Origin of the sequence: Halobaculum litoreum (genome assembly GCF_030127125.1) — an archaeon.
Lineage (GTDB): Archaea > Halobacteriota > Halobacteria > Halobacteriales > Haloferacaceae > Halobaculum > Halobaculum litoreum.
Map to the genome: position 1 here is coordinate 545,891 of NZ_CP126156.1, position 12,560 is coordinate 558,450.

At 73.9% G+C, this 12,560-nt stretch carries 14 protein-coding genes and 1 pseudogene; 9 read left to right on the top strand and 6 right to left on the bottom strand.

Features of this window, described 5'->3' with window-relative positions:
- The first annotated feature begins 563 nt into the window (after nucleotides 1-563).
- The gene (locus P0R35_RS02890; protein WP_284013741.1) at nucleotides 564-1,037 is read left to right on the top strand and encodes a DUF5796 family protein; all 474 of its coding nucleotides are present in this window, start codon (nucleotides 564-566) and stop codon (nucleotides 1,035-1,037) included.
- Between the two features lies 1 nt (nucleotide 1,038).
- The gene (locus P0R35_RS02895) at nucleotides 1,039-1,272 is read left to right on the top strand and encodes a DUF7508 domain-containing protein (RefSeq protein ID WP_284013742.1); all 234 of its coding nucleotides are present in this window, start codon (nucleotides 1,039-1,041) and stop codon (nucleotides 1,270-1,272) included.
- A 40-nt stretch (nucleotides 1,273-1,312) separates the two neighbouring features.
- On the opposite strand, the gene P0R35_RS02900 is transcribed toward P0R35_RS02895, so the two are convergent.
- Nucleotides 1,313-1,447: a DUF7128 family protein gene (locus tag P0R35_RS02900; protein WP_284013743.1), complete on the bottom strand. Its 135-nt coding sequence runs from the start codon at nucleotides 1,445-1,447 to the stop codon at nucleotides 1,313-1,315.
- An 83-nt stretch (nucleotides 1,448-1,530) separates the two neighbouring features.
- A complete protein-coding gene (locus P0R35_RS02905; RefSeq protein ID WP_284013744.1) occupies nucleotides 1,531-1,983 on the bottom strand; it encodes a DUF7992 family protein in 453 nt (150 codons plus the stop codon).
- 149 nt (nucleotides 1,984-2,132) lie between these two features.
- Here P0R35_RS02905 and P0R35_RS02910 point away from each other — a divergent pair, with 149 nt between their 5' ends.
- Nucleotides 2,133-3,242, top strand: coding sequence for a S1C family serine protease (locus tag P0R35_RS02910; protein ID WP_284013745.1), 1,110 nt, complete (start codon nucleotides 2,133-2,135; stop codon nucleotides 3,240-3,242).
- Between the two features lie 27 nt (nucleotides 3,243-3,269).
- On the opposite strand, the gene P0R35_RS02915 is transcribed toward P0R35_RS02910, so the two are convergent.
- Complete coding sequence (locus P0R35_RS02915; protein WP_284013746.1) at nucleotides 3,270-3,770, bottom strand: acyl-CoA thioesterase; 501 nt, start codon at nucleotides 3,768-3,770, stop codon at nucleotides 3,270-3,272.
- 88 nt (nucleotides 3,771-3,858) lie between these two features.
- On the opposite strand from P0R35_RS02915, the gene P0R35_RS02920 reads away from it, so the two are divergent.
- Nucleotides 3,859-4,074, top strand: coding sequence for a hypothetical protein (locus tag P0R35_RS02920; protein WP_284013747.1), 216 nt, complete (start codon nucleotides 3,859-3,861; stop codon nucleotides 4,072-4,074).
- 12 nt (nucleotides 4,075-4,086) lie between these two features.
- Here P0R35_RS02920 and P0R35_RS02925 read toward each other — a convergent pair whose 3' ends face one another.
- Nucleotides 4,087-4,611: a bifunctional nuclease family protein gene (locus P0R35_RS02925; RefSeq protein ID WP_284013748.1), complete on the bottom strand. Its 525-nt coding sequence runs from the start codon at nucleotides 4,609-4,611 to the stop codon at nucleotides 4,087-4,089.
- Nucleotides 4,612-4,791: 180 nt separating this feature from the next.
- Between P0R35_RS02925 and P0R35_RS02930 the strand changes: the two are divergent.
- From P0R35_RS02930 to purM, 3 genes and pseudogenes are all read left to right on the top strand, one after another.
- Nucleotides 4,792-6,590, top strand: a pseudogene (locus tag P0R35_RS02930) (TraB/GumN family protein).
- Nucleotides 6,572-7,288: a zinc metalloprotease gene (locus tag P0R35_RS02935; protein WP_432765057.1), complete on the top strand. Its 717-nt coding sequence runs from the start codon at nucleotides 6,572-6,574 to the stop codon at nucleotides 7,286-7,288. The pseudogene P0R35_RS02930 and the gene P0R35_RS02935 overlap by 19 nt, the downstream one beginning before the upstream one ends.
- Nucleotides 7,289-7,667: 379 nt before the next feature.
- On the top strand, nucleotides 7,668-8,681 hold the full coding sequence (gene purM, locus P0R35_RS02940) for a phosphoribosylformylglycinamidine cyclo-ligase (protein ID WP_284013749.1): 1,014 nt from the start codon (nucleotides 7,668-7,670) through the stop codon (nucleotides 8,679-8,681).
- Nucleotides 8,682-8,690: 9 nt separating this feature from the next.
- Here purM and P0R35_RS02945 read toward each other — a convergent pair whose 3' ends face one another.
- Entirely contained in the window at nucleotides 8,691-9,410 is a 720-nt protein-coding gene (locus P0R35_RS02945) for a hypothetical protein (protein ID WP_284013750.1), read from the bottom strand.
- Between the two features lie 366 nt (nucleotides 9,411-9,776).
- Here P0R35_RS02945 and P0R35_RS02950 point away from each other — a divergent pair, with 366 nt between their 5' ends.
- Entirely contained in the window at nucleotides 9,777-10,139 is a 363-nt protein-coding gene (locus P0R35_RS02950; protein ID WP_284013751.1) for a hypothetical protein, read from the top strand.
- A 53-nt stretch (nucleotides 10,140-10,192) separates the two neighbouring features.
- The gene (locus P0R35_RS02955; protein ID WP_284013752.1) at nucleotides 10,193-10,537 is read left to right on the top strand and encodes a hypothetical protein; all 345 of its coding nucleotides are present in this window, start codon (nucleotides 10,193-10,195) and stop codon (nucleotides 10,535-10,537) included.
- Here P0R35_RS02955 and P0R35_RS02960 read toward each other — a convergent pair.
- Complete coding sequence (locus P0R35_RS02960) at nucleotides 10,534-12,555, bottom strand: AMP-binding protein (RefSeq protein ID WP_284013753.1); 2,022 nt, start codon at nucleotides 12,553-12,555, stop codon at nucleotides 10,534-10,536. The two genes, P0R35_RS02955 and P0R35_RS02960, sit on opposite strands and share 4 nt — an antisense overlap.
- Nucleotides 12,556-12,560 lie beyond the last annotated feature (5 nt).

Below are 12,560 nucleotides of genomic sequence, written 5' to 3' on the forward strand. Positions count from 1 at the left end.
GGAAGCGAGACGCCCCGTCGCCCGGCCGTCCGGCCGACCGCCGACCCGCGACTGCGGGCGGCTCGGCCCTTCGGACCTCGCCGCCGTCGGTCGAGGCCTCGGTCGCTTCCTTCGGTCGCTCGCCCGCAACTGTGGGCGGCTCGGCCCTTCGGACCTCGCCGCCGCCGTTCGAGGCCTCCGTCGCTCCCTCCGGTCGCTCGCCCGCAACCGTGGGCGGCTCGGCCCTTCGGACCTCGCCGCCGTCGATCGAGGCCTCCGTCGCTCCCTCCGGTCGCTCGCCCGCAACCGTGGGCGGCTCGGCCCTTCGGACCTCGCCGCCGCCGTTCGAGGCCTCCGTCGCTCCCTCCGGTCGCCGACCCGCAACTGTGGGCGGCTCGGCCCTTCGGACCTCGCCGCCGTCGATCGAGGCCTCCGTCGCTCCCTCCGGTCGCTCGCCCGCAACCGTGGGCGGCTCGGCCCTTCGGACCTCGCCGCCGTCGATCGAGGCCTCCGTCGCTCCCTCCGGTCGCTCCGTCGGCCTCGCTCTCGCCGCGCTTATCGGCGCCGCCGCCCCACGTCGGGGTATGAGCGCCCCCAACCGCAACGACATCGCCCCCGCGAGCGTCTCGGTCGCCCTCCGGGAGGAGGGGGTCGAGGTCGAGTACCTCGACGGCCGCGTCACCTTCTACCACGGCGTCCCGCAGGTGGTCGAGGACACCCTCACCACGCCGCCCGGCAAGGAGACGCACGTCCTCGTCACCGACCCGACGGAGACCGAGGGCGTGCTGGTGTACGTGAACGACCTGAAGACCCACGACGACATCCTCGAACAGACCGGCGTCGGGCGCGTCGTCCTCGGCGAGGGCGCCGAGGAGGAGCTGTTCCCGGGCGTCGTCGCGCGCCGCCCGGGCGGCCAGCGCACCGAGATCGAGGCCGACCCCGAGGTCGCCGGCGGGCGCGTGTTCGCGTTCGTCGAGGACGACTGGGGCGAGGACAGCTACGAGTTCGTCGCGGCCGGCGCCGAGGGCGACGGCGACGACCCCGGCGCGGGGGAGTGAGATGAGCCTCCGCAAGCCGTGGCGCGACCTCGACCGGTCGACCGTCGGCGCCGTGCCCGACCGCTACGGCGTGTACGAGTTGGGGGACGCCGACGGCGCGTCGCTCGGCTGGGCCGTGGGCGTGCTGCGCGACGAACTGAAAGAGGAGTTGGCGTACGGCGACGCGGCGAAGGTGCGGTGGGTCGTCGCGGAGTCGCGCGACCACGCCGAGCGGCTCGCGGACGACCGCTTCTGAGCGCCGGTCGGCGCCGGCGAACGACCCCCGGATCCCGGCGTCACTGGAGGTACGACGGGTCCTCGGCGTCGCAGTGCTCCTCGTGCTGCTCGGCGTCCGTCTGGTCGCTGAGCAGCAGCCCGCACGCGTCACAGCGGTACCAGGTCATCTCGTCCCGCTCGGTTGCCGTGACCATAGGTAGCACTCGTCACTCCGCGGGTAAATCGCTACCGGCGCCCAACGGGAGCGGGGACCGCCGCGCCGTCCGGCGGTGGCGGCTCAGAAGTCGGGGAGGTCGTCGGGCGCCTCGAACTCGCTCTCCCAGTCGACGTACTCCGCTTTGAGCACCTCACAGACGACCTGTCCGAACTCGGTGAGCGCGGCGTTGACCGCCGACACCTGCGCCCAACTGTCGAGGTCGGGGTGGAGGTCGCGCTCCTTCCAGTCCTCCGGGATGCCGGGCGCGTGATAGCCCACGCGGTCGGCGAAGTCGTCCCAGAAGAAGTCGAAGCCGGCGAACAGGTCGAGCTCGCCCGCGATGCGCCACGCGTCGGCGTCGATGTCGGCGTCGGCCGCCCAGCGCTCGAACGCCGTCTCCCACGCCCCCTCCCGCAGGAACGCCTCCAGCTCCTCGCGGTGGTACTCGTCGCCCCCGACCTCGGTGTCGTCGTACTGACTGGGGTCGACGGTCGCGAGCGTCGGCGGCGGGGGGACCTCGGCGTCCAGACTCATGCGTCGTCGTTGCCGCGGCGCGGGCAAATGCCTGCCGGAGCCCCGAAGCGCCGCGCCGTCGCCGCGCCGCCGGGGAGCGCCGCTGGACGCCGTTCGACGCCGTCGCCCGGAGCGCCGGAGTTATTCGAGTGAGCGCCCAAACGTGTGTCATGCCAACACGACGCGACTTCCTCGCGGGCCTGTCGGCCGTCGGCGCTGCCGGCGCGGCCGGCTGTGTGCAGGTCGGCTCGACGGGGCGCGCGCCGAGCGCGGCCGCCTCGACCGGGGCCGACGCGGGCGACGACACCGAGGTGGCCGCCCAGCTCCCGAGCGGCACCGAGACCGAGGTGTACCGCGCGACGATCGACTCGGTCGTCGGGATCCTCAACTACGGGTCGAACGGGCCACAGGGGAGCGGCTCGGGGTTCGTCGCCGGCGACGGCTACGTCGTGACGAACCAGCACGTCGTCGCGGGCGCGAGGGACGTCCGGCTCCGGTTCCAGGACAACACCTGGCGCGACGCCGAGATCGTCGGCACCGACGCCTACTCCGACCTCGCGGTGTTGCGCCCGGAGCGCACGCCGGCGTTCGCGACGCCGCTGTCGTGGGTCGACACCGACCCCGAGCCGCCCGTGGGGACGCCGGTGATGGCGATCGGGTCGCCGTACGGCTTCAGCGGCTCCGCGTCGACCGGGATCGTCTCCGGGGTCGACCGCGTGCTCTCCGCGCCCAACAACTTCACCGTCGCCGACTCGGTGCAGACCGACGCCGCGCTCAACCCCGGCAACTCCGGCGGCCCGCTGGTCACCTACGACGGCGGCGTCGCCGCGGTCGCCGCCCGCGGCGGCGGCGACAACCTCGGGTTCGGCGTCTCGGCGGCGCTGTCGAAGCGGGTCGTCCCCGCGCTCGCGGCCACCGGCGAGTACGAACACTCGTTCATGGGCGTACGGCTGATCGAGGTGTCGCCGACCATCGCCGAGGCGTACGACCTCGGCGACGTCGGCGGCGTGCTCATCGTCGAGGTGATGGACGGCGGGCCCGCGGCGGGCGTCCTCCGGGGTACCGACGGCGAGACCACCGTCGACGGCGTGTCGGTCCCCACCGGCGGCGACGTCGTCGTCGGCGTCGGCGGCACCGATGTGGCGGTGCAGGCGGACCTCTCGAACTACCTCGCGCTGGAGACGTCGCCGGGCGACACGGTCCCGTTCAGGGTCGTCCGCGACGGCGCCGAGACGACCGTCGAGTTCGAACTCGGGGCGCGCCCCGACCCGACCGCCTGAGCGCCCCGTCGGCCGGGCGGTCCGTCCTCACTCGAGCCGGTCGGCGACGTCGCGCAGTTGCGCGCGGCGCTCCTCGGTCGCCTCCTCGCGGAGCGCCGTCTCCTCGGCGGTCGGACACTCGAGGGCCGGCACCGGCGTCGGCGTCCCCTCCTCGTCGAGCGCGACGAAGGTGAGGAACGAGGTCGTCGTCCGGCGCTCCTCGCCGGTCTTCGGGTTCTCGGCGCGCACGTCCACCTTCACGTCGACGCTGGTGCGCCCCGTGTTGAACACGTACGCCTCGAGGACGGCGACCTCCCCGAGGTCGATGGGCGCGATGAAGTCGACGTGGTCGAGCGACGCCGTGACGCACTGGCGGCGGGCGAACCGCATCGCCGCGATGGCCCCGCAGATGTCCATCCAGTGGAGCACCGCCCCGCCCAGCGCCCGGCCGAGGTTGTTCGTGTCGTTCGGGAGGATGAGCTCCGTCATCTCCGTGTGGGACGCCGCGAGCGTGGTGTCCCGGTCGTCCGGATCCGGCGTGTCGCGCATGGCCGGCCGTTCCGTCGCCGCCGGTATCAACCCCGCCGGTCGCGGTATCGGCCGAGTACTTATGTCGTGCCTCCCGATACCGTCGGCCGTGATAACGAACCGCGAGATCGCGTCGAGCGCCCTCCTGAACGAGGCGCTCGACGAGGTGGTCGAGTCGGCGGTCGACAACGGGTTCGAGCGCGGCGAACTGGCGGCGGTGTTCCGCGACCGCGCGGCGGCCCTCGAGGCCGAGGCGGACGGCGACGGGGCGGCGGGCGTCGAGGCGGCCGACGTCGAAGCGGACGGCGTCGACGACGGCGCCTGAACGGGGCGGGCCTCAGCGGTAGCGGTACTCGTCGTCGGTGTCGGAGGAGCCGGAGCCGCCGGTGTCGCGGGGGCCGTCCGACGGCGACCGGCCGGGCTCGTCGTCGTCGAGTTCGATCGTCTCGGGCGGCTGGCCGGCGGCGTCGATCACGTCGTCGCTGATCCGGATCGGACACTCCAGCCGGACCGCCAGCGCGATGGCGTCGCTCGGGCGCGCGTCGAACGTGAACTGTTCGGGCTGGCCGTCCACGTAGCGCTCGGCGGTGAGCTTCCCGTAGAACGTGCCGTCCGCGAGGTCGTCGATCCGGACGGAGTCGACCGCGCCGCCGAACTCCGTCACCATCTCGACGAGCAGGTCGTGGGTGAGCGGGCGGTCGAACGCCTCGCCCGCGAGCCCGCCGCGGATCGACCGCGCCTGGTCGGCCGTGACGAAGATCGGCAGGTACTCCCCGCGCGCCCGGAGGACGACCGCGGGCACCTCCTCGCCGTTCGGCCCCGCCCCCACCCCGATGCCGGCGACTTCGGCCTCGTGGTCCATACGCGACCCACGCGGTCCGGGCATGAATACCTACCGCGGCGCCCCCCTCGCCGACGCCGTCGGCGCTCGGGCCCACGCCCCGTCGTGTCGGCGGCGTGGGACTCCGACAGGCGTATACCGGCCGGCCGGAAAGACGGCGCCAATGAGTTACGGAACCGAGTCGCACGCGGGTGAACACCCGTGAGCCGCGACCCCGACGGGGTCGACGGTCCCGCGGCCGCCGCGGGCGACGACGGCGCGCCCGCCGGCGACGCCACCGGCGGTCCCGCCCCCGGCACCACGCCACAGCCCTCCAACGAGCGCGGCGAGGGGAGCGTCCGGGTCGTCGGCACCGCCCACGTCTCGGAGGCGTCCGTCCGCGAGGTGGAGGAAACCGTCGCCGAGGCGCGCCCGGACATCGTCGCCGTCGAACTCGACGAGGGGCGCTACCGGCAGATGAGAGGCGAGACGCCGGACGACCTCGACCCCGGCGACCTGCTGAAGGGGAACACCGTCTTCCAGTTCCTCGCGTACTGGATGCTGTCGTACGTCCAGACGCGGATGGGCGAGCGCTTCGACATCGACCCGGGCGCGGAGCTGCTGGCGGCCGTCGACACCGCCGAGGAGCTCGGCATCTCCGTCGCCCTCGTCGACCGCGACATCCAGACGACGATCCAGCGGTTCTGGGCCCGCCTCTCGGTCGTCGAGAAGCTCCGCATGGTCGGCGCGCTCGCGTTCGGGATCACCGACCCGCGGGTCGCCGGCGTCACCTTCGGGCTCGTCGTCGGCCTCCTGCTGGGGCCGGCGATCGGCCTGTTCGGCGGCGCCGTCGGCATCACCGGCGCCGTCCTGACGCGTGTCGGCGTCGGCGCGCTCGCCGGGGCGCTCGCCGGCTACCTCGGGTACCGCGCCGCCGCCGCCTCGCTCGGCGGCGACGCCGATGCGGACGCGCCGGGCGGCGTGACGACCCTCGGCGTCGGCGCGGTCGTCGCCGTCGCGGTCGCGGGGGCGGTCGTGGTCACCGGCGTCGGCGTCGCGCCAGTCGCGGGCCTCCTGTCGGGCACCGTCCTCACCGCGGTCGGGAGCCTGACGCTCGGGCTCGCGGCCGGCCTCGGCGTCGGCGCCGTCGCGGCGCTGGCCATCGGCGCGCTGGGGATCGCCCCCGCCGCCGACGAGGAGTTCGAGGAGTTCGACCCGGACGAACTCACCGACGCGGACGTCGTGACGGCGATGATGGAGGAGTTCCGCCAGTTCTCGCCGGGCGGCGCGGAGGCGCTCATCGACGAGCGCGACGCGTACATCGCCCACCAGTTGGTCGGCCTCCGCAACGAGGGGTACGACGTGGTGGCGGTCGTCGGCGCGGGCCACCGCGCGGGCATCGAGTCGTACCTCGAGGCGCCGGAGACGCTCCCCCCCGATGGAGTCGCTCGTCGGCGCCGCGAAGTCCGGCGGCGTCCCGTGGGGGAAGCTCGCCGCCTTCGGCATCTCGGCGGCGTTCATCGCCTTCTTCGTCCTCTTGGCGATGGCTGGCGTCCGCAACGAACAGCTGCTCACGCTGTTCGCCGCGTGGTTCCTGATCAACGGCGTGTTCGCCGCCGGCCTCGCGAAGCTCGCGGGCGCGCGGTGGCGCTCGGCCGGCGTCGGCGGCGCCGTCGCGTGGATGACCTCCGTGAACCCCCCTGCTCGCGCCGGGGTGGTTCACCGGCTACATGGAGCTGCGTCACCTCACGGTGAACGTCTCCGATATCGGCACGCTGAACGAGCTGCTGTCCGACGAGACGCGGCCGATCCGGGCGATCGTCTCGGACATGCTCGACGTGCCGCTGTTCCGGCTCATCGTCGTCGTCGCGGCGACGAACGTCGGGAGCCTGATCGCGTCGGTGCTGTTCGCGACGTACGTCGTGCCGGCGTTCGCGCAGTCGCTGGAGCCGAGCATCACGGAGCTGATGATCGAGGGCGCCCGCGAGTCCGCCCGGATCATCTGGGGGGCCGTCGCGTGAGCCGGGGCGACGCCCGCGCCGACGGCGGCACGGCGACCGGCTACGCCGCCGCCGCGCGACGGCTCACCTTCTCGACGCGCGAACTCCGCGACTTCGGCGTCGCGTGGGTGGCGCTGTCGGTCGCGTTCACCGTCTTCTTCGCCGGCGGCGGCAACACGGTCGTCCGGAACCTCTCGCTGGGCGCGTACGGCACGCTCGGCGGGCTGTTCCTCGTCAGCCTCGTCACCGCCGGGGTGGCGTTCCTGCTGCACGAACTCGCGCACAAGGTCGTCGCCGTCCGCTACGGCCAGCGCGCCGCCTTCCGCGCGGACTACGGGATGCTGTTCCTCGCGGTCGTCGCGGCGACGGCGGGGTTCCTGTTCGCCGCGCCCGGCGCGGTCCACCACGCCGGCCGGATCACGAAGCGGCAGAACGGGCTCATCGCGCTCGCCGGCCCGGTGGTCAACCTCGCGCTCGCGGCCGTGTTCGCCCCGCTGTTCGTCGTCGGCCTGCTCGGGTTCTCGGGCGCCGCGCTCACGGTCGGCACGTACGGCGTCGCGGTGAACCTCCTGCTGGCGGCGTTCAACCTCATCCCGTTCGGCCCGCTCGACGGCGCGACCGTCCGCGAGTGGTCGACCGCGGTGTGGCTCGCCGCGTTCCTCCCGAGCGCGGTGCTGGCGGCCGGCTTCGCGGTCGTGTTCGTCGTCAGGCTGTTTTGAGGGTCGCGGCCGTCGCACGCCCGCGGCCTCCCGCCGGTCCGCTGTCCCCGCACGGTCGTGGGCGGCTCGGCCCGGGGACCTCGCCGCCGTCTTCCCGCGGCCTCCCTTCAGTCCGCTGCCCCCCGCGTCCGTGGGCGGCTCGGCCCGGAGACCTCGCCGCCGTCTTCCCGCGGCCTCCCTTCAGTCCGCTGCCCCCGCGTCCGTGGGCGGCTCGGCCCGGAGACCTCGCCGCCGTCTTCCCGCGGCCTCCCTTCAGTCCGCTGCCCCCCGCGTCCGTGGGCGGCTCGGCCCGGAGACCTCGCCGCCGTCTTCCCGCGGCCTCCCTTCGGTCGGCCGCGCTGTCGGTGCGCTTTTGCTCCCGCCCGAACCCCTCACGAGCATGACCGACGACGCCGCGGGGGACGACGGGGACGCCGAGGAAGCCGAGGAGGGACTGACGTACGCCGACGCCGGCGTCGACATCGACGCCAGCGAGGCGGCGACGGCGGCGCTCGTCTCGGCCGTCGGCGACGCCGGCGCCGAGGGGAGCGACTACGCCGGCCTGCTCGACATCGGCGACCGCTACCTCGCGCTCGCGACCGACGGCGTCGGCACGAAACTGCTCGTCGCGGAGGCGCTCGGCGACTACTCGACGGTCGGCATCGACTGCATCGCGATGAACGCGAACGACCTCGTCGCCGCCGGCGTCGACCCCGTCGCCTTCGTCGACTACCTCGCGGTCGACGAACCCGACGAGACGTTCTCCGAGCAGGTCGGCGCGGGCCTGCGCGAGGGCGCCGAGCGCGCCGGCGTCGCCCTCGTCGGCGGCGAGACGGCGGTGATGCCCGAGGTGATCAAGGGACTCGATCTGGCGGGCACCTGCGCGGGTCTCGTCGCCAAGGACGCCGTGTTCGACGGCCACGCCGAACCGGGCGACGCGCTCGTCGGCTGGGCCTCCTCGGGCATCCACTCCAACGGGCTCACGCTCGCCCGCGAGGCCGTCACCCGGACCCACGAGTACACTGACGACTGCCCGTTCGAGGGGTACGACACGGTCGGCGAGGCCCTCCTCGAGCCGACGCGCATCTACGCCGACCTGCTGGCGCCGATGCGCGAGTACGGCGTCCGCGGCGCCGCCCACGTCACCGGCGGCGGGTGGACCAACCTCGAACGCCTCGGCGACAACCGCTACGAGGTGACCGACCCGTGGCCGGTCCAGCCCGTCTTCGAGTTCGTGCGGGCGGAGGGCAACGTGAGCGACGAGGAGATGCACCGCACCTTCAACATGGGGACCGGCTTCGTCGCGGCCGTCGACCCCGACCGCGCGGAGGCGTTGGCCGACGAGACGGACGGCCGCGTCGTCGGCGCGGTCGCCGAAGGCGACGGCGTCGCGATCCGCGGGCTGGAGCTGTAGCCGGCCGGATCACTCGGCTCGTTCCCGCTCCCGCCCGGCCGCCGACTCGCGCTCCCCGCCCGTCGCCTCGGCCGCGTCGCGGAGCCCCCGCCCGTGGCCGGGCGCCGCCGCCGTCTCGACGCGCCCCTCGTCGTCGACGCGGGGGAGGTGCCGCCCGAGCGCGTCGACCACGGCCGCCACGTCGTCGGGGTCGTCGCGCTCGAACGACAGCGTCGGGTGGAGCCACGTGTCGCGTCGGATCTCGACCTCCTCGTCCGTGACCCGGTACCCCTCCAGCGTCTCCCAGCCGTGGAACCGCTCGCCGATCCGGACCCCCGCGTCGGTGACGGCCGCCCGCGGGGCGTCGTCGGCGTCGGTCCCGTCGGCGTCTCGGTCGTCCTCGTTTCCGCCCTCGTCGTCGCCCGCGGCCGACAGCACCGTACTCCCGGCGGTGACGAGCGTCGCGACCGACGTGAACAGCGCGGTCCCCACGCCGTCGCCGAACAGGTCGAACAGGCCGGCGGCCGCGAGCCCGACGGCGCCGATGGCCGCGACGGCCGCGCCCGCCAGCGCGGTGCGACCGGGCCCGTCGCCGCCGAAGCGGACGTGGACCGTCGCGTCGTCGATCCGCCGGCGACTCGTCTCCGTCTCCGCGAGCCACAGCGCGGCCATCGCCGGGAGACACGACGCCACGCCGGCGAGGGCGACCCACGCGGCCGGCGTCCCGGGAGCGGTCGCGCCGAGCGCCACCGCCAGCCACCCGAGCCCGGAGAGCAGCGCCCCCCGAGGGCGGCGGGGGTCGACACCGACGAGAGTCCGGCCGCGAGGTCGTCGACGGCGGTCGCGCCCGCGAACGCGACGGCGGCGACCCCCGCGGCGACGCCGAGCGCCAGCGCCGGGTCCGGAGGGACGCCGGGCAGCAGCGTCGTCGCGGGAGCGACCACCGACGCGGCGTAGAGGGCGACCGACGCGGGCAGCGCCCGCCGTCGGAGTCCGTGGAGGGTCGTCATCGCCGGGGACGTGTCCGCGTGTCGGAATAGATCCGGGCGTCGGCGACCGCGCGGCACGGCCCGTCGGTGCCGCGGCGCTCTTGAGGGTCGCGCCCGAACCCGGCGTATGCCCATCGACGCGGACCCCGCCGACCTCGCGCTCGTCGGCGACCTCGTCGCCCGCGAGCGCCGCAGCGAGCGCCTCGCGCTCCACGCCGCCGAGTTGGACCGCACGTACAGCTACTTCGACCTGTGTAACACCGCGTACAAGGTCGGCAACGTCCTCAGCCACCGCGGCGTCCGCGAGGGCGACCGGCTCGTCGTCGACCCCACGCCGCTCCCGGAGCCGGTGCTCACGTTCCTCGGCGCCGCCCTGCTCGGCGCCGTCACCGAGTTCGACGCCGACCCCCTCGCGGGTGCGACGCGCGCGGCGTCGTCGTCCCCGTCGCCCGCGAGGGCGAGTTCGACCTCCCCGGCGGCTCCAAGCTGATCTGCTTCGGCGGCGACCCCGAGCGCCCGGAGACGACCCACTGGGAGCAGGAGGTGTGGAGCGAGAACCCCGCGTTCCCGCCGACGTTCCACGACCCCGCGGACCCCGTCCTGCGCGATCCGGACGCCGACCGGACGTACTCGCACGCCGAACTCCTCGACGGCGCCCGCGACGCGGCCGCCACCCTCGAACTGGACGCCGACTCCCGCGTCGCGGTGCGGGCACCCCTGACCGACCCCCGGACGGTCGCCGCGGGCGTGCTCGCGCCGCTGCTCGTCGGCGGGGCGGTCGCGCTCCCGGAGGGCGACGCGCCGCTCGACGCGACGGCGGCGGTGGTGGGGACGGACGGGACTGCGGCGGAAGAGCGGACGCTCTCGGTGGACGCGGTGTCGCTCTAGCGCGCCTCCCGCAACGCCTCCAGCGCCTCGGGGTTCTCCATCGACGAGAGGTCGCCCGGGTCCTCGCCCTCGTACACGGAGGCGATGGCGCGGCGGATGATCTTCCCCGACTGCGTCTTGGGGAACGCGTCGACGAACAGGATCTCGCGGGGTCGGAACGGCTTGCCGTGCTCCGCGCCCACGAGCGCGCGCAGGTCCGCCTTCAGCTCGTCGCTCGGCTCGACGCCCGGTTCGAGGACGACGTACGCGACGACCGCCGTCCCGGTGGTGTCGTCGTCGACGCCGACGGCCGCGGCCTGGTTCACCGCGTCGTGGTCGATGAGAACGCCCTCGATCTCGGCGGGGCCGACCTTCCGGCCGGCGACGTTGAGCGTGTCGTCGGCGCGGCCGTGGAGGAACCAGAAGCCGTCCGCGTCCTTCTGGGCCCAGTCGCCGTGGTTCCACAGCGGCGGGTCGGTGAACGTCGACCAGTACTCCTCCAGGTAGCGCTCGTCGCCCGACCAGAGGCTCTTGGTCATGCTCGGACAGGAGTCGCGCGCGACGAGGTAGCCGCGCTCGTGGGTGTCGGCGATGCTGTCGCCGTCCTCGTCGACGATGTCGATGGCCATGCCGAGTCCGGGCCCGCCGAGCGTGCACGGCTTGAGCGGCTGGTCGGGCATCGGCATGAGGAAGCAGCCGCAGATCTCCGTGCCGCCGGAGATGTTGACGATGGGCGCCTCGCCGCCGCCGACGTGCTCGTAGAACCACAGCCAGCTCTCGGGGTCCCACGGCTCCCCGGTCGACCCGAGGATGCGGAGGCTGGAGAGGTCGTGGCCCTCGACGTGGTCGTCGCCGTACTTCCGGAGCGCGCGGATCGCGGTCGGGGAGATGCCGAACTGCGTCACGTCGTGGCGGTCGATCATCTCCCAGAAGCGGTCGGGTCCGGGGTGGTCGGGCGCCCCCTCGTACATGAGCACCGTCCCGCCGAACGTGTGGTTCCCGATCAGCGTCCACGGCCCCATCATCCAGCCGATGTCCGACACCCACCAGAACACGTCGCCGGGCCGCTGGTCGAAGCCGAAGTGGATCTCTTTAGCGCACTGTAGCTGGACGCCGGCGTGGGTGTGGACGATGCCCTTCGGCGTGCCCGTCGTCCCCGAGGAGTACAGGAGCATCGACTCCTGATCGCTGGGGAGCGACTTCGTCTCGTACTCGGCCGCCCGCGGGGCGACCGCGTCGGCCCACCACTCGTCGCGGCCCTCGGTCCACGGCACGTCGACGTCGCTCGACGGGTCGCTGCCCCCGAGTCGGTCGTACACGACCACGTCCTCGACGTGGCCCACCTCTTCGATGGCCTCGTCGGCGGCGTCCTTCAGCGTCACCTCGCTCCCGCGGCGGTGGAAGCCGTCCGCGGTGAACAGCACCGCACAGCCGGAGTCGTCGATGCGCGTCGCGGTCGCGTCGACGCCGAACCCGGAGAAGATGGGGACCGCGATCGCGCCGACCTTGAAACAGCCGTACAGGATGCTCATCACCTCCGGCACCATCGGCATGTAGAGCCCGACCGTGTCGCCTGTCTCGACGCCGACCGACTCGAGGTAGTTGGCGACGCGGTCGGTCTGCGCGCGGAGGTCGCCGAACGTCACCTCGCGCGTGTCGCCGGGTTCGCCCTCCCAGACGCACGCCACGTCGTCGCGGGCGTCGCCGGCGGCGTGGCGGTCGAGCACGTTGTGCGCGAGGTTGATCTCGCCGCCGGGGTACCAGTCGGTGAACTGCGGGCCGTCCGTGTCGTCGCGGACGGCGTCGTACGGCTCGTAGAACTCGATCCCGAGGTAGTCGACGAGTTCGTCCCAGAACCAGTCGACGCCGGAGGCCGGCTCCCCTTCGACGTCGGTCGTCGTGCGCTCGATCAGTTCCTCGTAGCCGTCGACGTCGTACGCCCGCTCGAACGCCCGGACGTTCGTCGCCTCGGCGACCGCCTCGTCGGGTCGGTGGACCACGGTGTCGGTGTCGACCGTCGGGGCCGGATCCTCGCTCATGTCCG

What these genes read in the sequence shown, in the direction of transcription:
- P0R35_RS02890 (WP_284013741.1), top strand. Translation starts at nt 564, where the DNA reads ATGAGCGCCCCCAACCGCAACGACATCGCCCCCGCGAGCGTCTCGGTC.
- P0R35_RS02895 (WP_284013742.1), top strand. Translation starts at nt 1,039, where the DNA reads ATGAGCCTCCGCAAGCCGTGGCGCGACCTCGACCGGTCGACCGTCGGC.
- P0R35_RS02900 (WP_284013743.1), bottom strand. Translation starts at nt 1,447, where the DNA reads ATGGTCACGGCAACCGAGCGGGACGAGATGACCTGGTACCGCTGTGAC.
- P0R35_RS02905 (WP_284013744.1), bottom strand. Translation starts at nt 1,983, where the DNA reads ATGAGTCTGGACGCCGAGGTCCCCCCGCCGCCGACGCTCGCGACCGTC.
- P0R35_RS02910 (WP_284013745.1), top strand. Translation starts at nt 2,133, where the DNA reads ATGCCAACACGACGCGACTTCCTCGCGGGCCTGTCGGCCGTCGGCGCT.
- P0R35_RS02915 (WP_284013746.1), bottom strand. Translation starts at nt 3,770, where the DNA reads ATGCGCGACACGCCGGATCCGGACGACCGGGACACCACGCTCGCGGCG.
- P0R35_RS02925 (WP_284013748.1), bottom strand. Translation starts at nt 4,611, where the DNA reads ATGGACCACGAGGCCGAAGTCGCCGGCATCGGGGTGGGGGCGGGGCCG.
- purM (WP_284013749.1), top strand. Translation starts at nt 7,668, where the DNA reads ATGACCGACGACGCCGCGGGGGACGACGGGGACGCCGAGGAAGCCGAG.
- P0R35_RS02950 (WP_284013751.1), top strand. Translation starts at nt 9,777, where the DNA reads ATGCCCATCGACGCGGACCCCGCCGACCTCGCGCTCGTCGGCGACCTC.
- P0R35_RS02960 (WP_284013753.1), bottom strand. Translation starts at nt 12,555, where the DNA reads ATGAGCGAGGATCCGGCCCCGACGGTCGACACCGACACCGTGGTCCAC.